General features: G+C 73.4%; 18 protein-coding genes and 1 riboswitch. Of the genes, 4 read left to right on the top strand and 14 right to left on the bottom strand.

What is annotated here, in order from left to right; all coding sequences use genetic code 11:
• Positions 1-74: 74 nt before the first annotated feature.
• The 3 genes from ectB to ACFXPL_RS31595 all read right to left on the bottom strand — a co-directional run bounded on the left by ectB (position 75) and on the right by ACFXPL_RS31595 (position 3,618).
• A complete protein-coding gene (ectB, locus tag ACFXPL_RS31605; RefSeq protein WP_384926063.1) occupies positions 75-1,343 on the bottom strand; it encodes a diaminobutyrate--2-oxoglutarate transaminase in 1,269 nt (422 codons plus the stop codon).
• Positions 1,344-1,552: 209 nt separating this feature from the next.
• Positions 1,553-2,092, bottom strand: a complete 540-nt coding sequence (gene ectA, locus ACFXPL_RS31600; RefSeq protein ID WP_384926061.1) for a diaminobutyrate acetyltransferase — start codon at positions 2,090-2,092, stop codon at positions 1,553-1,555.
• A 329-nt stretch (positions 2,093-2,421) separates the two neighbouring features.
• Entirely contained in the window at positions 2,422-3,618 is a 1,197-nt protein-coding gene (locus tag ACFXPL_RS31595) for an aminotransferase class V-fold PLP-dependent enzyme (RefSeq protein ID WP_384926059.1), read from the bottom strand.
• Between the two features lie 103 nt (positions 3,619-3,721).
• Here ACFXPL_RS31595 and ACFXPL_RS31590 point away from each other — a divergent pair, with 103 nt between their 5' ends.
• On the top strand, positions 3,722-4,813 hold the full coding sequence (locus ACFXPL_RS31590; protein ID WP_384926057.1) for an amidohydrolase family protein: 1,092 nt from the start codon (positions 3,722-3,724) through the stop codon (positions 4,811-4,813).
• 13 nt (positions 4,814-4,826) lie between these two features.
• Here ACFXPL_RS31590 and ACFXPL_RS31585 read toward each other — a convergent pair whose 3' ends face one another.
• Entirely contained in the window at positions 4,827-5,366 is a 540-nt protein-coding gene (locus ACFXPL_RS31585; protein ID WP_384926055.1) for a GNAT family N-acetyltransferase, read from the bottom strand.
• Positions 5,363-6,364 carry a hypothetical protein gene (locus ACFXPL_RS31580; protein ID WP_384926053.1) on the bottom strand — a complete coding sequence of 334 codons (1,002 nt, stop codon included), beginning with the start codon at positions 6,362-6,364 and terminating at the stop codon, positions 5,363-5,365. Before ACFXPL_RS31580 ends, ACFXPL_RS31585 begins: the two co-directional genes overlap by 4 nt.
• Between ACFXPL_RS31580 and ACFXPL_RS31575 the strand changes: the two genes are divergently transcribed.
• The gene (locus ACFXPL_RS31575) at positions 6,246-6,698 is read left to right on the top strand and encodes an NUDIX hydrolase (protein WP_384926051.1); all 453 of its coding nucleotides are present in this window, start codon (positions 6,246-6,248) and stop codon (positions 6,696-6,698) included. The genes ACFXPL_RS31580 and ACFXPL_RS31575 overlap by 119 nt on opposite strands.
• A gap of 364 nt (positions 6,699-7,062) precedes the next feature.
• On the top strand, positions 7,063-8,052 hold the full coding sequence (locus tag ACFXPL_RS31570) for an SCO1860 family LAETG-anchored protein (protein WP_384926049.1): 990 nt from the start codon (positions 7,063-7,065) through the stop codon (positions 8,050-8,052).
• 55 nt (positions 8,053-8,107) lie between these two features.
• Here the strand turns inward: ACFXPL_RS31570 and cobC are convergent, their stop codons facing one another.
• Both cobC and ACFXPL_RS31560 read right to left on the bottom strand, forming a co-directional pair.
• Positions 8,108-9,169: an Rv2231c family pyridoxal phosphate-dependent protein CobC gene (gene cobC / locus ACFXPL_RS31565; RefSeq protein WP_384926047.1), complete on the bottom strand. Its 1,062-nt coding sequence runs from the start codon at positions 9,167-9,169 to the stop codon at positions 8,108-8,110.
• Between the two features lie 170 nt (positions 9,170-9,339).
• A complete protein-coding gene (locus tag ACFXPL_RS31560) occupies positions 9,340-9,744 on the bottom strand; it encodes a cobalamin biosynthesis protein (protein WP_384926045.1) in 405 nt (134 codons plus the stop codon).
• Positions 9,745-9,804: 60 nt separating this feature from the next.
• On the opposite strand from ACFXPL_RS31560, the gene ACFXPL_RS31555 reads away from it, so the two are divergent.
• Positions 9,805-10,569: a ZIP family metal transporter gene (locus ACFXPL_RS31555; RefSeq protein ID WP_384926043.1), complete on the top strand. Its 765-nt coding sequence runs from the start codon at positions 9,805-9,807 to the stop codon at positions 10,567-10,569.
• 20 nt (positions 10,570-10,589) lie between these two features.
• On the opposite strand, the gene ACFXPL_RS31550 is transcribed toward ACFXPL_RS31555, so the two are convergent.
• The 7 genes from ACFXPL_RS31550 to ACFXPL_RS31520 form a co-directional block, all read right to left on the bottom strand.
• Positions 10,590-11,990: a cobyrinate a,c-diamide synthase gene (locus ACFXPL_RS31550; RefSeq protein WP_384926041.1), complete on the bottom strand. Its 1,401-nt coding sequence runs from the start codon at positions 11,988-11,990 to the stop codon at positions 10,590-10,592.
• The gene (gene cobO, locus ACFXPL_RS31545) at positions 11,984-12,583 is read right to left on the bottom strand and encodes a cob(I)yrinic acid a,c-diamide adenosyltransferase (RefSeq protein ID WP_384926039.1); all 600 of its coding nucleotides are present in this window, start codon (positions 12,581-12,583) and stop codon (positions 11,984-11,986) included. Before cobO ends, ACFXPL_RS31550 begins: the two co-directional genes overlap by 7 nt.
• Positions 12,583-14,700, bottom strand: coding sequence for a putative cobaltochelatase (locus ACFXPL_RS31540; protein WP_384926037.1), 2,118 nt, complete (start codon positions 14,698-14,700; stop codon positions 12,583-12,585). The genes cobO and ACFXPL_RS31540 overlap by 1 nt, the downstream gene beginning before the upstream one ends.
• A 55-nt stretch (positions 14,701-14,755) precedes the next feature.
• Positions 14,756-16,351 carry a cobyric acid synthase gene (locus ACFXPL_RS31535; RefSeq protein WP_384926035.1) on the bottom strand — a complete coding sequence of 532 codons (1,596 nt, stop codon included), beginning with the start codon at positions 16,349-16,351 and terminating at the stop codon, positions 14,756-14,758.
• Positions 16,348-17,355, bottom strand: a complete 1,008-nt coding sequence (locus ACFXPL_RS31530; RefSeq protein ID WP_384926033.1) for a cobalamin biosynthesis protein — start codon at positions 17,353-17,355, stop codon at positions 16,348-16,350. The genes ACFXPL_RS31535 and ACFXPL_RS31530 overlap by 4 nt, the downstream gene beginning before the upstream one ends.
• A gap of 36 nt (positions 17,356-17,391) precedes the next feature.
• A riboswitch (cobalamin riboswitch) is annotated at positions 17,392-17,512 on the bottom strand.
• A 119-nt stretch (positions 17,513-17,631) separates the two neighbouring features.
• Positions 17,632-17,895: a hypothetical protein gene (locus ACFXPL_RS31525; RefSeq protein WP_384926031.1), complete on the bottom strand. Its 264-nt coding sequence runs from the start codon at positions 17,893-17,895 to the stop codon at positions 17,632-17,634.
• Positions 17,896-17,907: 12 nt separating this feature from the next.
• Positions 17,908-19,182, bottom strand: coding sequence for an anion permease (locus tag ACFXPL_RS31520; protein ID WP_384926029.1), 1,275 nt, complete (start codon positions 19,180-19,182; stop codon positions 17,908-17,910).
• Positions 19,183-19,280: the final 98 nt, after the last annotated feature.

The raw sequence follows: 19,280 nt of genomic DNA, 5'->3' as shown, positions 1-19,280 counted from the left end.
GGTCCGTCCGTTCCGGCGGGCCCGTGGGGCCCGCCGGAACGGACAGGGCTTCGAGGTTTTCCGGGGGCGAGCGGTCAGGCGGTGTCGCGGACCGCTCGGGCCACCGTCCGCAGACCCTCGTCCAGCTCGTCGGCCGTGATGGTGAGCGGCGGCAGCAGCTTCACGACCTCGCTCTGCGGGCCCGAGGTCTCCAGCAGCAGCCCCAGCTCGAAGGCGCGGGCGCAGACAGCGGACGCGCGGGTCTTGTCGGCGAACTCGACGCCCCAGACCAGGCCGCGCCCGCGGACATCGGGTACGTCGCCGGTGGACTCGGCGCGGATCGCGGTCAGCGCGCGCTCGATCTGCTCGCCGCGCGCGATGGTCTGCTTCTCCATCTGCCCGTCGGCCCAGTAGGTGTTCAGCGCGGCGGCGGCCGTGACGAAGGCCGGGTTGTTGCCCCGGAAGGTGCCGTTGTGCTCGCCGGGCTCCCAGACGTCCAGCTCGGGGCTGAAGAGGCAGAGCGACATGGGGAGCCCGTACCCGCTGATGGACTTCGACAACGTGACGATGTCCGGCGTGATGCCCGCCTCCTCGAAGGAGAAGAAGGCGCCGGTACGGCCGCAGCCCATCTGGATGTCGTCGACGATCAGCAGCATGTCCTGGCGCCGGCAGAGGGCGGCCAGCGCGCGCAGCCACTCGGGGCGCGCGACATTGATGCCGCCCTCGCCCTGGATCGTCTCGACGATCACCGCGGCGGGCTTGTTCAGGCCGGAGCCCTGGTCCTCCAGCAGCCGCTCGAACCAGAGGAAGTCGGGCGTCTGCCCGTCCAGGTAGTTGTCGAAGGGCATCGGCGTGCCGTGCACCAGCGGGATACCGGCCCCGGCGCGCTTGAACGCGTTGCCGGTGACGGCCAGCGACCCCAGCGACATGCCGTGGAAGGCGTTGGTGAAGGAGACGATCGACTCCCGGCCCTTCACCTTGCGGGCCAGCTTGAGGGCGGCCTCGACCGCGTTGGTGCCGGTCGGGCCGGGGAACATCACCTTGTACGGCAGGTCGCGCGGCCGGAGCACCACGTTCTGGAAGGACTCCAGGAAGGCGCGTTTCGCGGTCGTCGCCATGTCGAGGCCGTGGGTGATGCCGTCACGCTCGATGTAGTCGATCAGCGCCCGTTTCAGCACCGGGTTGTTGTGCCCGTAGTTGAGTGAGCCGGCACCGGCGAAGAAGTCCAGGTAGCCATGGCCGTCCTCGTCGGTGAGACGGGCGCCCTGCGCGCGGTCGAACACGGCGGGCCAGCCACGGCAGTAGCTGCGCACCTCGGATTCGAGGGTTTCGAAGACGCTCAGTGCGGGCGGGGTGATGGTCATGGGGGTCTCCAGCCGGTGGGGAGGTGGGAAGGAAGCTCAGGAGGCGCGCGCGTCGCGTACGCCGGGGGGTCTGTACGGCGGGCCTGCCTGCTCGGGCGGTGTCACGCGTGCCGCGTGGTGCGCACGGAGTGGTACACACGGAGCGGTTGCACACGGAGTGGTGCGTGCGTACGGAGTGTGTCCGCGTACGGAGCAGGGGCCGGGCGCGCTCAGGGGGCGAGCGGGCCGATGCGGTACAGCACCTCGGGCTGGTGCACCCCGTCGGGGAACAGCCCGCCGTCGAAGAGGACCTCGCGCTCCAGCTCCGCGCCATGGCGGGCCGCGTACGCGGTGAACAGGCGGTCCGAGGCGGTGTTGTCCGGGGTCACGGTCGTCTCTATGGCCGTGATGCCCAGTTCCTCGGCGACCCGGACGGTCAGCTCGTCGAGCAGGGTGCCGGCGAGCCCGCGTCCGCGGTGGCTCGCGTCGACGGCCACCTGCCAGACGACCAGCGCCTCGGGGCGCTCGGGCCGGACGTACCCCGTGACGAAGGCGATCGGGGCCCCTCCGTCGTCGCGGGCGACGACGGAGGTCGCGGCGAAGTCACGGCACCAGAGCAGGTAGCTGTACGAGGAGTTGAGGTCCAGGACCTCGGAGTCGCGGGCGATGCGCCAGATCGCGGCCCCGTCCTCCACTCGTGGTGCGTCGATCGTCAGAGGTCGGTTGAATTCGCTTCGGGCGCCTGCAAGGTCTGCTTGTGCGGCGGTCATGGGAATTAAATTTACCGAGCAAATGCGGAAGATGCATCTTCGGCAGGGGTTGGTGGATATGCGTTTCTGTGTTAACGCGCGGGCGCGGACGCAGTGGCGAACCTACCGAGGATGGGTGTATTATGTCCGGAAATATTCGGGCAAATGGTCCGTCTTTGTGGGGTCGGTTACATATCCGTAACGCTCGCGAGACCGCCTGGAATCGCTTCTGCGGTGCCTCTGGAACCCGGGCGTTTAGGTCAATGAAAAGCGGGCAGAAGAATGCGGGAAGCTGCGCGCAATAAAGCAGCTTCCCGCATTCATTAATTCATCGCCTTTTTGGGATTACCTTAATTCCCGGACGTGTCCGCACGGGTGGGCGCGTCCGCACGGGTGGCGGCCCACGCCTCGTCCGCCGCCCGTGCGGCGCCCGCCGGGTCCACCGCCACCCCCGCGCCCGCCAGCACGGCCCCCAGCGCCGCGAGCGAGGAGCGCACCGCCTCGGGGGTCGCGTCCGCCCCGTAGTGGTTCACCCGGACCATCTCGGCGGCCAGTGCCCCGCCCACCCGTCGCCCGCCACCACCCTCAACCGAAGCGCTTCGCGCTCCCCCTTTGACCGCGACCAGCGGCAGCGACGGATCGGCGGCCAGCGCCTTCGTGACCAGCTCGGTGGCGTCCACCCCGGCGGGGGTACGGAGCGTCGTGGCGACCGGCGCGGCCTCCGCGGCCTCGTGGACGAACGGCGCCAGGCCGCCCCCGAGCGCCAGCGCCCCCGCCCGCGTGGCGGCAGCGGCGGCGGCGTGCCGCCCGGTCACCGCGGCCAGGCCCGACGCCTCGATCCGCTCCAGGCACGCCTCCAGCGCCAGCGTCTCCAGCTGGGCGGGCGCGTGCGGCAGCGCGACGCGGCCCGCGTCGATCCAGCGCTCCTTCCAGTCGAGCAGCGAGAGGTACGAGCGCCGGGGCGCCCGCGGATTGGCGGCGAACCGCTCCCAGGCGCGCGGGCTCACCGCGACCGCGGAGACCCCGGCGGGCCCGCCCATCGCCTTCTGCGCGCCGATCACGCACAGGTCCACGCCCCAGGCATCGGTCAACAGCGGCTCGGCGGCCACCGAGGCGACGGCGTCCAGCATGAAGAGCGCGCCGTGGGCCCGTACCACCTCGCCGATCGCGGCCACCGGATTGGTGTTGCCGGTCGCCGCCTCCGCGTGCACCAGTGAGACGAAGTCGATCTCCGGACGGTCGGCGAGCGCCTGCTCGACCTGGGCGGCGGTCACCGCGGTGTGGAACGGCACCGCCAGGTCCACCACCGTCGCGCCGCAGTCCCGCAGCCAGTTCCCGAAGGTCTGCCCGTACGGGCCCGTCACCACGTTCAGCGCGGTCGAGCCGGGCCCCGCGCCGCTACGGATGCACCCCTCCAGCGGGAGCAGGGCCTCGCCCTGAGTGATCACGACGTCGTTCTCGGTGGCGAGGAGGGCGGCCACGCGGCGCTCGACGGAGGCGAAGTGCGCGGCGGTCAGTGGGGGCAGGTCCAGCAGGGGGTGGGTCACGGCAGTGCTCTCTTCAGGGACGGATCGGTGGTGGCTGTGGCCAGTGCGGGGATGGGGAATCCCTCGCGGTCGAGGGTACTCAGGGCCTCGTACAGTGCTGCCCATGAGTGATCGCGCGGTGCTGCGGGTGACGGGACGGGTGCTCGTGGGCCCCGAGGACGTCAGGGACGAGCTGTGGGTGGTGGGCGGCAGGATCACCTTCGACCGGCCCGCCGGAGCCCGTGACGTCCGTACGGTGCAGGGCTGGGCGCTGCCCGGACTCGTCGACGCGCACTGCCACGTCGGCCTCGACCGCCACGGCGCGGTGGACGACGCGACCAGCGAGAAGCAGGCGCGCGGGGACCGCGACGCGGGAGCCCTGCTGCTCAGGGACGCGGGGTCCGCCGCGGACACCCGCTGGATCGACGGCCGCGAGGACCTTCCGAAGATCATCAGGGCGGGCCGCCACATCGCCCGCACCCGCCGCTACATCCGCAACTACGCCCATGAGATCGAGCCCGCCGACCTCGTCTCCTACGTCGCTCAGGAGGCCCGGCGCGGCGACGGCTGGGTCAAGCTCGTCGGCGACTGGATCGACCGCGACGCGGGCGACCTGACCGCCTGCTGGCCGCGCGCCGAGGTCGAGGCGGCCATCGCCGAAGCGCACCGGCTGGGCGCGCGCGTCACCGCCCACTGCTTCGCGGAGGCCGCGCTGCGCGATCTGGTGGAGGCGGGCATCGACTGCGTCGAGCACGCCACCGGGCTCACCGAGGACACCGTCCCGCTCTTCGCGGAGCGCGGCGTGGCGATCGTCCCGACGCTGGTCAACATCGCGACGTTCCCGGCGCTCGCGGCCGGTGGCCAGGAGAAGTTCCCCCGCTGGTCGGCGCATATGAACCGGCTCTACGAGCGCCGCTACGACACCGTGCGCGCGGCCTACGACGCGGGCATCCCGGTCTTCGTCGGCACCGACGCGGGCGGCGGACTCGCCCACGGCCTGGTCGCCGGCGAGGTCGCGGAACTGACGAAGGCAGGCATCCCGCCCCTGGAAGCCCTCTCCGCGACCACCTGGCGGGCGCGGGCGTGGCTGGGCCGCCCGGCCCTGGAGGAGGGCGCTCCGGGCGACCTCGTGGTGTACGACGAGGACCCGAGGGCGGACGTACGGGTACTGGCGGCGCCGCGGCGGATCGTCCTGGACGGGCATGTGGTCGGCTGACCATCCATGCGGCTCAGCGGGTGGCGCGGATCATCACCGTGAGGACCGGCGAGGCCGCTGACGGTTGGCTCCGGCCGATGCCCTCGAACCCCCACGACCGGTAGAGCGCCTGGACCTTCCCGTCGCCGGCGGCCGGGTTGACCATGAGCGTGACGTAGGGCTCCTCGCGCGTGGCGAGGAGGGCGTCGAAGATGCGCCTCGCGGTTCCCGTGCCACGCCACGCGGTACGTACACCGATCTCCTTCAGAGCCACGGCTGGACGCTCGGTGTACTCATCTGCGGGCATCGGCGCGGTGCGCTGCCAGTACCGGTCACCATGCTCGATCGTGTTGCCGTAGGCGTAGCCGACCGGTTGCTCGTCCGCGTACCCGACGACGGCGATGAATCCCGGCTCGGCCCCGTGCCGGTCCAGACGCTCGCCGAAGGCGGTCACCGCGTAGTTCGGCAGGTGGAGCAGTGGGGCGCGCACGTCGGCGTAGACATCGATCAGATCGCCGCGGGCGACTCCGAGCGTGGTGAACGTACGGAGTTCGATAGCGGGTGCCGTAGTCATGCGGGCGTCCTCCAAGCGTCGCGGGTGTGCTCGGTCCAGATCTGCGCGGTGGAGCTGCCCGGTGCAGTGGCGCGCAGTGCGGCTCCGAACTCCTGAAGCATGCGGGACACGCGCGCGTGTTGGGTAGCGGCGTTGGAAGAGACCGACATCGCGGTGACCGTAGCCGCGTCGGCGGCACCCTGCGATAGCTGGGCATGGGCGAGCCGGGTCGTGGTGATCGCCAGTGATCGGCGCATGTGCGGTCGCAGGGCGGACAGGCAGCGGTGAGCATGGAACTCGGCCGTCTGGTAGTCCCCGAGTGCGAGAAAGGCCGAGAGCGCGAGCGAATCCAACTCGGCCTGGTCGTAGAACGCGAGCATCCACACCGGCCGGAAGTCCGCCGGGTCGGCACGCAGCATTGCGTCTTGCGCCTGTTCGAACGCGCGGCGCGTGCCGGTGCGGTCCTGCGCCGCCCCGCAAATGGCTGACTGCCGGGCGAGGCCGAGGGATGCGAACAGGGGGTCACGGCGCGTGATGTGCAGATTGCGGGCGACATCGTTCGCGGCGAGCGCATCGGCAGGGCGCCCCATGTGCCGGTACATCGTCCCCGTGTGACTCCAGATGCGGAACTTGATCGCCTGGTCGCCCGACATCTCGGCGAGGGCCTGTGCTTCGCGCATGTGCCCCTTCGCGTCGTCGTAGCGGCGGCCGTCGATCGCCGCCCACATCGCCGAGGAGCGGAACGACGCCGCGCACGGACGGAGGCCCGGTGCCGTGCGGGCACCAGCGGCCGGCCGAGGGCGACCGTTGAGCCGCGTCCGATACGTCAGGTCCGGAGCCGGATGACCAAGGCTGTCGCCATCGCGGTGAGATGAGGGCAGGCGGCTACGCTCCCGGGCCATGACTGACACATCCCAGCGGGGGGCGATGCGCGACGCCTCGGTCGTCGTGGCCCGAGACGTGGACGGCAAGGTAGCCGTCCTGACCGCTGAATTCCCCCGGCACGGCGGCGAGTACATGTTTCTGCCCGGAGGGCGCCGGGAGGGTGAAGAGACATCGGAGGAGTGTGCACGGCGTGAGCTGCGCGAGGAGGCCGGCGTCACCGCCAACACTTGGCGCCCCCTCGGTTCGTACGCCATCACCCTGAACTCTCCCGCCCGCATCCACCTCTTCCTGGCCGAGGGCCTCATCTGCGGACCGCAACAACTCGCGCCGAGCGAAGCGGATTTCAAGCTGACCTGGTGGCCGATGGCCGACGCGATCCAGGCTGCCGCCCACGGGCGCTTCCTGCTCCAGGGTGGTCCCCCGGCACTGCTGCTGGCCCAACAGATGACCGCGGCCGGCGCTCGCTGAACGATCGAGCCGGTCCCTCGCTGTGCGTGGGGTGGGCATTCCTGCCTGTCCCTGAGGTGCCGGATTGACCGGGCGTAACGTCGTGACGGCCTGTGGCGTTGAAGGTTTTCATGTGCGCTCACCACTGGGTTCACCGGCGCGCGACCCGTACCCCTGGCCATCCGGGTGAAGGATGGGAATACCTGTACCGGAAGAATCGAATGTGACCCCGAAAACCCCACTTTAGGGTGAACTAACTTCAGGTGCTCGCCAGTTCACTCGCAGTGCGTAAAGATTCCGGTGTCCCGGTCGCCGCTGCCGCAGTCTCGCGTCCCCGAGCAGGCAGGACGGCGACGTCAGATTCTCCTGTGGGGGTTCCACTCTCTTGAACAGCAACACCTTCCGCATGCCCGCACGCCGTCGTCGCCACGCCACCCTCGTGGTGGCCGCCGCGCTGACGGCGGGCCCCGTGTTCCTCGCCGTACCGGCGGGGGCCACCGAGGGCCCGGGTGAGGGCGCGGGCGAGGGGCGGGCGAGCGCGGCCGTGCTGCGGGCCGGTCTCGACGTGGCCCTGCTCAACAAGACCGTCAACGTGCCGCTGAAGGCCTCGCTCAACGAGGTCCACGCCCCGGGCAGCGCGGAGCGTACGGCGCTCTCTGTCGATCTGGAGGGGGTCGACCAGGGCAGGCCCTTCAGCATGCTGCGCGCGGACGTCGCCACGGCGAAGGCGACGGCCGACGCGCACCGGGCCGAGGGCTCCACCCGTCTCGCCCACGCGAAGGTCCACGTCCCCGGGCTTCCGCTGCTCTCGCTCATCGAGATCGAGGAGGTCACCTCCAGCGCGGTCTGCGAGGCCGGCAAGCGGCCGGTCGCGGCGTCGAACCTGCTCGGCCAGGTGACCGTGCTCGGCAAGAAGGTCACACTCTCGGCGGGCGGCACGACGCGGGTCGAGGTCCCGGGCGTGGGCGAGGTGACCCTCGACCTGTCGACCAGGCACACCACCTCCCGTACGGCCGCCGCGACGGCGCTCGGCCTCAAGGTCTCGGTGAACCCGCTGAAGCTGAACGTCGCCGAGGTCGAGGGCGCGCTCACGCTCGCCGAGGCGACGTGCGAGACGCCGAAGACGGCCGCAGCGGCGCCGGAGCCCGAGCGCCCGGAGCCCTCCGGGACGTCGAAGACGTCCGAGGCCCAGGCCCCGGCGAAGCCGGAACAGCCCGGCCTGGAGCCCCAGAGCGCCGCCGAACCGGAGCGGGCCGACCTGGCGGAGACGGGCGGCAGCTCCGCCACGCCCTACCTGGCCACCGGCGCGGGGGCCCTCCTCGCGGCGGGCGCGGGCGCGCTGGCCCTGACGAGGAGGTCGCGCGCCCGGCGCTGACCGTCCTTTCCCCGCGCGCCGGACGCGAGCACACGGCTTCGCGTCCGGCGTGCCCTCAGCCCCCGACCGCCGTGAGTGACTGGTCGAGGGCCTGGAGGAAACGGTTCGTCGTCGTGCGGTCGCGGACCGCCAGGCGGAGCCAGCGGGGGCCCAGGCCAGGGAAGGTGTCGCCGCGTCTGGCCGCGAAGCCCAGGGTGCGCAGGCGGGCTCGTACCGCGTCCGCGCGGGCCGTCGCGATCAGGACGAACGGGCCCTGCGCGGCCTCCACCGCCCGTACCTCCTCGAACTCCGCCAGCCCCGCCAGCAGGTGTGCCCGCTCCACCGCCATGGCGAGCGCCGCCCGCTCCGCCTCCGCGAGCGCGGCGGGCTCCATACAGGCCTGGGCCGCCGCCAGCGCGGGCGTCGAGACCGGCCACAGCGGCTGGGCGCGCTCCAGCGCCGCCACCGTCCCCGGCTCCGCCAGTACGTAGCCGATGCGCAGCCCCGCCAGCCCCCAGGTCTTGGTCAGGCTGCGCAGCACCACCAGGCCCGGTAGGTCCGTACGCCCCGCCAGTGCCTCCGGCTCGCCAGGCACCGCGTCCATGAACGCCTCGTCCACCACCAGCGTCCGGCCGGGTCTGGCCAGTTTCGCGATCGCCTCGGCCGGGTGCAGTACGGACGTCGGGTTGGTCGGGTTGCCGATCACCACCAGATCGGCGTCCTCGGGCACCTCCGCCGGATCGAGCCGGAAGCCGTCGCCCGCCCGCAGCAGCACCCGCCCCACCGTGTGTCCCGCGTCCCGCAGCGCCGCCTCCGGCTCCGTGAACTGCGGGTGGACGACGACGGGTCTGCGCGCCGGCAGCGCCCGCGCGAGCAGCACGAACGCCTCCGCCGCCCCCGCCGTCAGCAGCACCCGCTCCACCGGCAGCCCGTGCCGCGCCGCCACCGCCGCGCGCGCAGCCCGGCCGTCGGGGTAGGCGGCGAGCCCGGTCAGCGAGTCGGCGATCCGCGCCCGCAGCCAGGCCGGGGGCGTGTCCGTACGGACATTGACCGCGAGATCGACCAGGCCCGCGGCGCCGTCCCTGACCTCCGCGTCGCCGTGATGGCGCAGGTCGTAGGGGTCAGCGCGCGTAGACATGGCGGTCACCGCTGTTGTGATCATCAGATATGGCGGCGGGGCCGCGCGATCGGACCGCCGACGGCCGGGGTGACGATCCCCGCTGGTGGGGTGCCATGCTCACGGTTCACTCTGCTCTCGATTGGACGGGACGGTTCCGGACGGCCCGGAGGGCACGGACGACACCGACATCATTTCCGCCCGTGCCGGTTCCACTCCGACTGGCCCCTGTACGCCACCGCACAGGTGACCCGGGCAGGCCCGGAAACCGGGGCGGACTTCCTTTTCGGTACGAGCAGACCCCCGCCGCCCGCGAGCGCCGCGGCCTCCGCGACGGACGCCGTCCCCACGGCGGCGAGCGCCGCCGCCGACGGATGCGGTACGGCGATCCGGGCCAGCAGCGCGGCCGGATGGCCCCGTACGGGCACCCCGAGCCGCGCCGCCGCCCCGGTGATCCCCGGCGCCCCCGCCCTGGCCTCGACCGTCGCCAGTTCGACGACGCGGGACGGAGCCAGCCCCGCCGCCCGCAGCGTCTCCTCGATCAGTCCGAGCACCTCCGCCACGGAGGCGCCGTCGCGCGCGCCGACGCCCACCACGAGCGCCGCGCCCGGTTCCTGATGTGCGCCGACCCGGTCCGATCGGCTATGCAGGGGCGCATGGCGGTCTTCGTCGCGCTCGGCGCGTTCCTCATGACGCTGTTCGGCGGCTGGACGGCGCAGCGCGTCACCGACCGGCGCCATCTCGTGCTGGGACTCGCCGGTGGGCTGATGCTCGGCGTGGTCGGCCTGGACCTGCTGCCCGAGGCGCTGCACGCCGCCGGGGAGGAGTTCCTGGGGGTGCCGCGTGCGCTGCTGCTCTTCGTCGGCGGCTTCCTCGTCGCCCATCTGGTCGAACGGCTCCTCGCCGTCCGCCAGGCCGCCCACGGCGCCGGCCCGCACGGCCACGGCCACACCCACGCCCACAGCCCCGGCAAGGACGGGCGCGTCCCCCAGGTGGGGCTGACCGCCGCCTCGGCCATGGTCGGCCACAGCCTGATGGACGGCGTCGCCCTCGGCGCCGCCTTCCAGGTCGGCGGAGGCATGGGCACCGCCGTCGCCCTCGCCGTCATCGCCCACGACTTCGCCGACGGTTTCAACACGTACACGATCACCAGCCTGTACGGGAACGACCGCCGCCGGGCCGTCGCCATGCTGGTCGCGGACGCCCTCGCGCCGGTCCTCGGCGCCGCGTCCACGCTGCTCTTCACGCTCCCCGAGGAACTGCTCGGCAGCTATCTCGGGTTCTTCGGCGGCGTCCTGCTCTACCTGGCCGCCGCCGAGATCCTGCCCGAGGCGCACCACGACCACCCGGCCCGTTCCACGCTGCTGTGCACCGTCGTGGGCGTCGGCTTCATCTGGCTGGTGGTCGGGGTCGCCGGCTGACCCCTCCGGCGGAAGGACGCTCACGGCCCGTCCCCGCCGCCGCCCACCGCCCGGGCCACGAGCCGCCGCGCCGTCTCCGGCGTCGCCGCCCAGTGCGTGTGCAGATAGCTCGCGTGCACGCCGCCGCTGACGAACCCCTCCACCCGGCGCTCCGGACGCACCAGACCCCACGCGGGCTCCGCCCCGGCCCCCGGCTCCAGCACCGTCCGGTGGAACTCGTGGCCCCGTACCCGGGTCCCGGCCGCCGCCAGCGCGCTGTCGCCGATCGCCACCGCCTCCCGGTAGCCCAGCGTCAGCCGCCCCGACATCCGGGCGTCGGCCGGCAGCACCCCGCACATCGGCTTCCCGTCCAGGGAGCGCGCCAGATAGAGCAGGCCGGCGCACTCGGCGGCCACCGGCGCGCCCGAGTACGCCAGCTCCGCCACCGCCTTGCGCAGCGGCTCGTTGGCGGACAGCTCCGGCGCGTACACCTCGGGGAAGCCGCCCCCGATCACCAGCCCCCGGGTGCCCGGGGGCAGCGTCTCGTCGCGCAGCGGGTCGAAGGGGACGACCTCGGCGCCGGCCGCCGTCAGCAACTCGGTGTGTTCCGCGTACGAGAACGTGAACGCCGGCCCGCCGGCCATCGCGATCACCGGCCGTTCCCGCCCCGGTTCCACGACCGGCGCCACGCCCGGATCCCACGCCTCCGCGGTCAGCTCGGGCGCGCTGCGCGCCAGTGCCAGCAGCGCCTCCAGGTCGCACCCGGCCCGGACCCGCCCGGCCAGCTCCCGCATCGCGTCGAGCGCGTCGTCGCGCCGCTCGGCCACCGGTACGAGACCGAGGTGGCGCGAGGGCGTACCGACCTGGTCCGTACGCCGCAGCACCCCCATCACCGGCACTCCGCAGCCGTCCAGGGCGTCCCGGAGCAGCCGCTCGTGCCGGTCGGTGGCGACCTTGTTGAGGATCACCCCGCCGATCCGCACCTCCGGGTCCCAGGACGCGAAGCCGTGCACCAGCGCGGCCACGGAACGCGACTGCGACGAGGCGTCCACGACCAGCACCACCGGCGCCCGCAGCAGCTTCGACACCTGGGCGGTGGAGGCCAGTTCGCCCTGGTCCGAGGCGCCGTCGTACAGCCCCATCACGCCCTCGACGACCGCGAGGTCGCACCCCGCCGCGCCGTACGCGAACAGCGGCCCGATCAGCCCGGGGCCGCTCATGTACGCGTCGAGGTTCCGGCCGGGTCGCGTGGGGCCGCCGCCGGAGGAGCCGCAGGCCACCGCCAGGGTGTGGTAGCCGGGATCGATGTAGTCCGGGCCGACCTTGTGCGGGGAGACGGCGAGGCCGCGCTCCGAGAACGCCGCCATCAGGCCCGTCGCGACCGTCGTCTTCCCGCTTCCCGAGGACGGCGCGGCGATGACCAGACGCGGGACGTTCACCACTCGATGCCCCTCTGGCCCTTCTGCCCCGCGTCCATCGGGTGCTTGACCTTCGTCATCTCGGTGACCAGGTCGGCGAAGTCCATCAGTTCCCGCGGCGCGTTGCGGCCGGTGATCACCACATGCTGGGTGCCTGGCCGGTTCCGCAGCACCTCGATCACCTCGTCGGCCGACACCCACCCCCAGTGCAGCGGGTAGGCGAACTCGTCCAGCACGTACAGCTTGTGCGTCTCGGCCGCCAGATCGCGCTTGACCTGCTCCCAGCCCTCCCGTGCCGCCTCCTCGTTGGAGAACTGCGCGTCCCGCTGCACCCAGGACCACCCCTCGCCCATCTTGTGCCAGGAGACGGAGCCGCCCTCGCCGCTCGCCCCGAGCACCTTGAGCGCCTGCTCCTCGCCGACCTTCCACTTCGCGGACTTCACGAACTGGAAGACGCCGATCGGCCACCCCTGCGTCCAGGCGCGCAGCGCGAGCCCGAACGCCGCCGTCGACTTGCCCTTGCCGGTGCCCGTGTGGACGAGCACCAGCGGGCGGTTGCGGCGCTGGCGGGTGGTGAGACCGTCGTCCGGTACGTTCTCCGGCTGTCCCTGCGGCATTAAGCGGCCCTCCTGGGGTCTGTGGTGACGTAACCGTCGCGGTGTCCGTCACTCCTCTGCTGTACGTCCCTGACCAGCCCGGCGATGCTGTCGGCCCGCAGCTCGTCCAGCGTGATCGCCGTCCCCGCCAGATCGCCGGCGAGCGACGCGGCGAGCCCGAGCCGTACCGGACCCGCCTCGCAGTCCACGACCACCGACGCCGTCCCGTCCGCCGCGTGCAGCCGCGCCGCGCGCGCCGCCAGCGCCACCGGGTCCTGGCCGCCCGTCGCCCGCCCGTCCGTCACCACCAGCAGCAGCGGACGGCGCGCGGGGTCCCGCATCCGCTCCACCCGCAGCACGTCGTGCGCCTTCAGCAGCCCGGCCGCCAGCGGGGTACGCCCGCCCGTCGGCAGGGACTCCAGCCGGGCCGCCGCCGCGTCCACCGAGGACGTCGGCGGCAGCGCCAGCTCGGCGTCCTTCCCCCGGAAGGTGACCAGACCGACCTTGTCGCGCCGCTGGTACGCGTCGAGCAGCAGTGACAGCACCGCGCCCTTCACGGCGCTCATCCGCCGCCGCGCCGCCATCGACCCGGAGGCGTCGACCACGAAGAGCACGAGATTGCCCTCGCGCCCCTCCCTGGTCGCCTGCCGCAGATCGTCCCGGCGCACCACGAGACCGGGGCCGCTGCGCCCGCGCGCCCGCTGGTGCGGCGCCGCCGCCTGCACGGTCGCGGCGAGATGCAGCTTGGTCAGCGCGCCCCGGGGCCGCCGGGACCCGGTCGTCCTGCCGCGCTCGGTACGGGCCCGGGAGCGGCGCCCGGCCGCGCCCTCGCCCAGCCCGGGCACGCTCAGCACCTTCGTGCGGAACGGCTCGGCGGACCGTACGGGGGACTGCTCACCGGATCCGGCGCGCTGCGGCTGCCCGCCCTCGGGCTGTGGCTCCGGCTGGGCGTCCGTCTCCTGGGGCGCGGGCGTGTCGTCCCGCGCCGGTCCGTCCTGCGCGGGCGTGTCGGGGGCCTCGGGGCCGTCGGGGCCGTCGGGGCCGTTCGACGGCGGCCGGCCGCCCCCGCCTCCGGGCCCCTCGGGGTCGTCAGGGCCGTCGGGCCCGTCGGGATCCGGGTCCTCGTCGCCCCGGAACTCCTCCAGCGTGTCGTCGAGCTTCTCCTCGTCGAGCCCCGGCGCGTCGAAGGGGTTACGGCGCCTGCGGTGCGGCAGCGCCAGCAGCGCCGCCTGCCGTACGTCGTCGGCGGTGACGTCGGTACGCCCCGCCCACGCGGCCAGCGCCGTCGCCGTGCGCGCCATCACGATGTCCGCGCGCATCCCGTCCACCTCGAACGCGGCGCAGGTCGCGGCTATCCGGCGCAGCGCCGTGTCCCCGAGGCGCACGCCCGGCAGCAGTGCCCGCGCCGCGACGATCCGCTCCCGCAGCGCGCTCTCCTCACCGGCCCAGCGCGCCGCGAACCCGGCCGGGTCGTCGTCGTACGCGAGCCGCCGCCGGACCACCTCCACCCGCAGATCGGGCTCGCGCGACGCCGCGACCTCCACGGTCAGCCCGAAGCGGTCCAGCAACTGCGGCCGCAGTTCGCCCTCCTCCGGGTTCATCGTCCCGACGAGCAGGAAGCGCGCGGCGTGCCGTACGGAGACGCCCTCACGCTCGACGTACGAGGCGCCCATGGCCGCCGCGTCCAGCAGCAGGTCCACGAGGTGGTCGTGGAGCAGGTTGACCTCGTCCACGTACAGCACCCCGCGGTGCGCGTCCGCGAGCAGTCCGGGCTCGAACGCCTTCACGCCCTCCGACAGGGCGCGTTCGATGTCCAGCGCCCCCACGAGCCGGTCCTCGGACGCGCCCACGGGCAGCTCGACCATCCGCGCGGCCCGCGCCTCGGCGGACGCGCCCCCGTGCGGCCCGTCGGGGCAGCGCGGATCCGGCGCGGCCGGGTCGCAACTGAACCGGCACCCCGTCACCACCGGCACCTCGGGCAGCAGGGCGGCCAGCGCCCGTACCGCCGTCGACTTCGCCGTGCCCTTCTCACCCCGTACGAGGACGCCGCCGACCGCCGGACTGACCGCGTTCAGCAGCAGACCGAGACGGAGATCGTCCATGCCCACCACGGCGGTGAACGGGAAAGGGGTGCTCATAGGCTGATCGCTCCTTCGAATGACGCATCGATGACCGGGCGGCGTTCCACGGTGCTCACGGGGCCCCCGGAGGGATGAACGGCAGCCCGGCAGGGGCGCCCTCCTCGATCAGGCGCAGCAGCGCGGCCGTGTCCGCGTGCTCCTCGACGAGGTCCGCGAGCAGGTCGAGCTGTTCCTCGCGCAGTGCGCCGAAGCTCGTTCCGGGCGCGGGCACGAACCGCCGGCCCGCCGCCCGCGCCACCTCCGTCAGGAACCGCCGCCGGAACGCGTCGCTCTCCAGCGCCCCGTGCCAGTGCGTGCCCTGGACGGCCCCGGACCGGCAGCCGTCCAGGGCCCGCCCCTCCGGATCCGTGACGAAGGCGTCCCCGCCGCGCACGTCCGCGACGCCGTGATGGATCTCGTACCCCTCGACCCGCTCGCCGAGGGCCACCCCGGCCGGCCGCGCGAGGGTCTTCTCCCGCTCGAACCTGACCCGTACGGGCAGCAGTCCGAGCCCGGCCACCGAGCCCGCCCGGGACTCCACCTCGTCGTCGATCCGCTCGCCGAGGATCTGGTAGCCGCCGCAGATGCCCAGCACGGGGCGGCCCTCGGCGGCCCGCAGGGCCAGCGCGTCGGCCAGCCCGCGCTCCCGCAGCCACGCCAGCGCCCGCACCGTGCCGCGCGTGCCCGGCACGATCACCAGGTCCGCGTCGGCCAGCTCCTCGGGACGGTCCACGAACCGCACCACGACCCCGGGCTCCGCCGCCAGCGCGTCCACATCGGTGAAGTTCGACATGAGCGGTACGGCGCAGACCGCGACCCGCAGCACGTCCTCGCCGTACGGGGGAGCCACCACCGACTCGCGCACGGCGCCGCGCAGCGAGACCCGCAGCCCGTCCTCCTCGTCGATCCCCAGACCGTGCCGGAAGGGCAGCACCCCGAGCGTGGCCCGCCCGGTCAGCCCGCGCAGCATGTCGAGCCCCGGCTCCAGCAGCGAGACATCGCCCCGGAACTTGTTGACGAGATACCCCGCGACCAGCGCCTGGTCCTCCGGGCTCAGCAGCGCGGTCGTCCCGAAGAAGGAGGCGAAGACCCCGCCCCTGTCGATGTCCCCGACCACGACCACCGGCAGCCGCGCGGCCCGCGCGATACCCATGTTCACGATGTCGGTGCGGCGCAGATTGATCTCGGCCGGGCTGCCCGCGCCCTCGCAGATCACGGCGTCGTACGTGGACCGCAGCTCCTCCAGGCACTCCAGCACGGGCCCGAGCAGCGCCTCCTGCCGGCCGCCGTGCAGCGCCTTCCCGGGGGCCGGCCCCCCGGACCCCCCGAAGAATCCACGGGCACTCAGCTCCCCGACCGGCTTGCCCATCAGCACCACCTGGCTGCTGCGGTCGCTGCCCGGCTTCAGCAGCACGGGGTTCATCAGCGCGGTCGGCTCCACCCGCGCGGCCTGCGCCTGCATCGCCTGGGCGCGCCCGATCTCCGCGCCCTCGCGCGTCACGAACGAGTTCAGCGACATGTTCTGGCCCTTGAACGGCGCGACCTTCACGCCCCGGCGCACCAGCCAGCGGCAGATCCCCGCCGTGACGACGCTCTTGCCCGCGTCGGAGGTCGTGCCGGCGATCAGCAGCCCTCCGCCGCGCCCCGCACGCCCGCTGTTCCGGCTCATCCACGCCTCCTGGTGGTCCTGATCCCGCGCACCGCGCCGTACCCGAGACGGGCCGTGACGCAGGCCGCGAGGGCGAGCACGTTGACCCGGCGGGCCAGCCGTACGGCGCGCTCGATGTCCGGGACCCCGACCGGGCGTCCCGTGCCGTTCAGGACGGGGCGGTGCTCCACGCGCCCGCCGTACGCGAGCGTCCCGCCGAGCCGTACGCCCAGCGCCCCGGCGAACGACGCCTCCACGGGGCCCGCGTTGGGGCTCGGGTGCCGGTGCGCGTCCCGCCGTACGGCCCGCAGCGCGCCGCGCCCGTCCTCCCCGGCGACGACGGCCAGCGCGGCGGTCAGCCGGGCCCCCGGCCACCCCACGACGTCGTCGAGACGGGCCGACGCCCAGCCGAACCGGCGGTAACGGTCGCTCTTGTGACCCACCATCGCGTCCAGCGTGTTCACGGCGCGGAACCCGACGAGCCCCGGCGCCCCGGCGACCGCGCCCCACACCAGCGCGCCCACGACGGCGTCGGAGGTGTTCTCGGCGACGGACTCCACGACGGCGCGCGCGATCTGCGCCTCGTCCAGGGAGTACGGATCACGGCCGCACAGGTTCGGCAGACGTTCCCGGGCGCCTTCGAGGTCCCCGGCGGCCAGCGCCGCGCCGACGGCCCGCGCCTCGCGGCCCAGCGAGGCGCCCCCGACCACGGCCCAGGTGGCCGCCGCGGTCAGCGCCACGGAGGCGGCGGGGTGACGGCGTACCCCGGCGGCGGCCAGTGCCGCGGCCCCGGCGGCGCCTCCGGCGCAGACCATGGTGTGCAGCGCGCCCCAGCCTCGGTGGTCGCGCCACAGCGCGCGCTCGACGGCCCCCGCGGCCCGGCCGAAGGCGGCCACCGGATGCCCCCGGCGCGGATCGCCGAACAGCCGGTCGCCCAGGAGGCCGAGGGCGGCGCCGTACGCGAAGACCCGCTCGGCGGCAGGGGCGGCTGAGCCGCCGCGCGCGGCGGAACCGCAGCCAGGCATGGCGAAGTGTCCTCACTCAGGGTCCGCGCCCCGGTTCGACGTTCGTAGTGCGACGGCGAGAGTTCCTGGCTCCTGGAGGCGAGGCTCACAGTGACAGTGGCGGGACCGCGCCGGATTCGCACCGGCTTCCTCTGCTGCCGTCGTCAATGGCCCCGGAAGTCCACCACGCTCCGCAACACCCGTCAACTCATCCTTGACCTGCGACGGGACAGTGTGCGGAGCCCCACATCGGACCGGTCGGCCGATGCGGGGCTCCTGTGCGGACCGCGGTCGGGGTCAGGCCACGATGAGGCTGATCCCGTACGCGACGGCCCCGACGCAGAGCGCGAAGCACAGGTAGGCGCCGGCGCGGGCCGCGAGCGGCGCGGGTCCGGTGGCGGGTGTGGAGGCGGCGGCCGAGGTTCCGGCCGGGCCCGGTGCCGCCGTGGATCCCCGCTTGGCGAGGCCCACGATGCCCAGGGTGAAGAGGCCCACGAGGGCGACGGTCGCCACCAGGCTGACGCCGAAGACGGAGCCGAGTGCTGCCCAGTCGATGTTCATAGGGTCGCTTCCTTACACCGTGGCGGGGCGGGCCGGTTCGGCCTGGTCCGGGGCGGTGGCCGCGGGGGCCGGGATGGTGGTCGAGAGGTCCTGGCCGGCGGCGCCCGCCGGGGGAGGCGGGGTGACGGCCGCGATGGCGGTGGTCACCACTCCGGCCGGCTCGGCGGTGAGGCCCGTGCCGGCGGCGGGCTCGGCGGTGACGTTGGTGTGGTCGACCGGACGGCGGCGCGAGGCGAGCCAGATCCCGGCGGAACCGGCGACCAGCAGGACCGCGACGACGACGATGCCCCAGGCGCCCTGGCCGGTCAGGAACTCGGCGCCGGCGGCGACCAGCCCCGCGGCCGGCAGCGTGAGCCCCCAGGCGACGAACATCCGGGTCGCCGTGGACCAGCGCACCACCCCGCCCTTGCGGCCGAGCCCCGCGCCCATCACGGCGCCGGAGCAGGACTGTGTGGTGGAGAGCGAGAAGCCCAGGTGCGAGGAGGCCAGGATGACCGTCGCGGCGCTGGTCTGGGCGGCGAAGCCCTGCTGCGGCTGGAGGTCGGTGAGGCCGGTGCCCATGGTGCGGATGATGCGCCAGCCGCCGAGGTACGTGCCGAGCGCGATCGCGATGCCCGCGGAGACGATGACCCACAGGGGCGGGTTGGAGCCGGGGGCGAGGACACCGCCGGTGACCAGGGCGAGCGTGATGACGCCCATGGTCTTCTGCGCGTCGTTGGTGCCGTGGGCGAGGGAGACGAGCCCGGCGGAGGCGATCTGCCCGACCCGGTAGCCCTTGGCGGTGGCCTTGTCGTCCGTGGCGCGGCCGATCCGGTACGTCAGCTTCGTCGCCAGCAGGGCGGCGAGGCCGGCGACCACGGGGGCGGCGAGCGCGGGGATCAGGACCTTGGTGACGACGACGCCGCCGTTGACGCCGGAGGCGCCGACGGACATCAGGGTGGCGCCGATCAGCCCGCCGAAGAGCGCGTGGGAGGAGCTGGACGGGAGTCCGAGCAGCCATGTGAAGAGATTCCACAGGATGGCGCCGACGAGCGCCGCGAAGATCACTTCTGTTCTGATGCCCTGTTCGTTGATGAGCCCGCCGGAGATCGTCTTGGCGACCTCGACGGACAGGAACGCGCCGACGAGATTCAGGACCGCGGACATACCCACCGCGACCTTGGGCTTCAGAGCGCCGGTCGAGATGGTCGTCGCCATCGCGTTGGCGGTGTCGTGGAAACCGTTCGTGAAATCGAACACGAGAGCTGTCACGATCACAATCGCGAGCAGCAGCGTGATGTGTTCCATTGACCCAGGACCCAGGCAATCGTTCGACGTCGGTGGCCACGGTGAACGTAGGGAGTCAGGGTGAACGGAAGATGAACTGGGTGGGTCCGCACGGTGAC

The organism is Streptomyces sp. NPDC059092, from assembly GCF_042756365.1.
GTDB lineage: Bacteria > Actinomycetota > Actinomycetes > Streptomycetales > Streptomycetaceae > Streptomyces.
The sequence above is the reverse complement of the archived record's forward strand: the minus strand, read 5'-3'. Positions and strand labels throughout refer to the sequence as shown.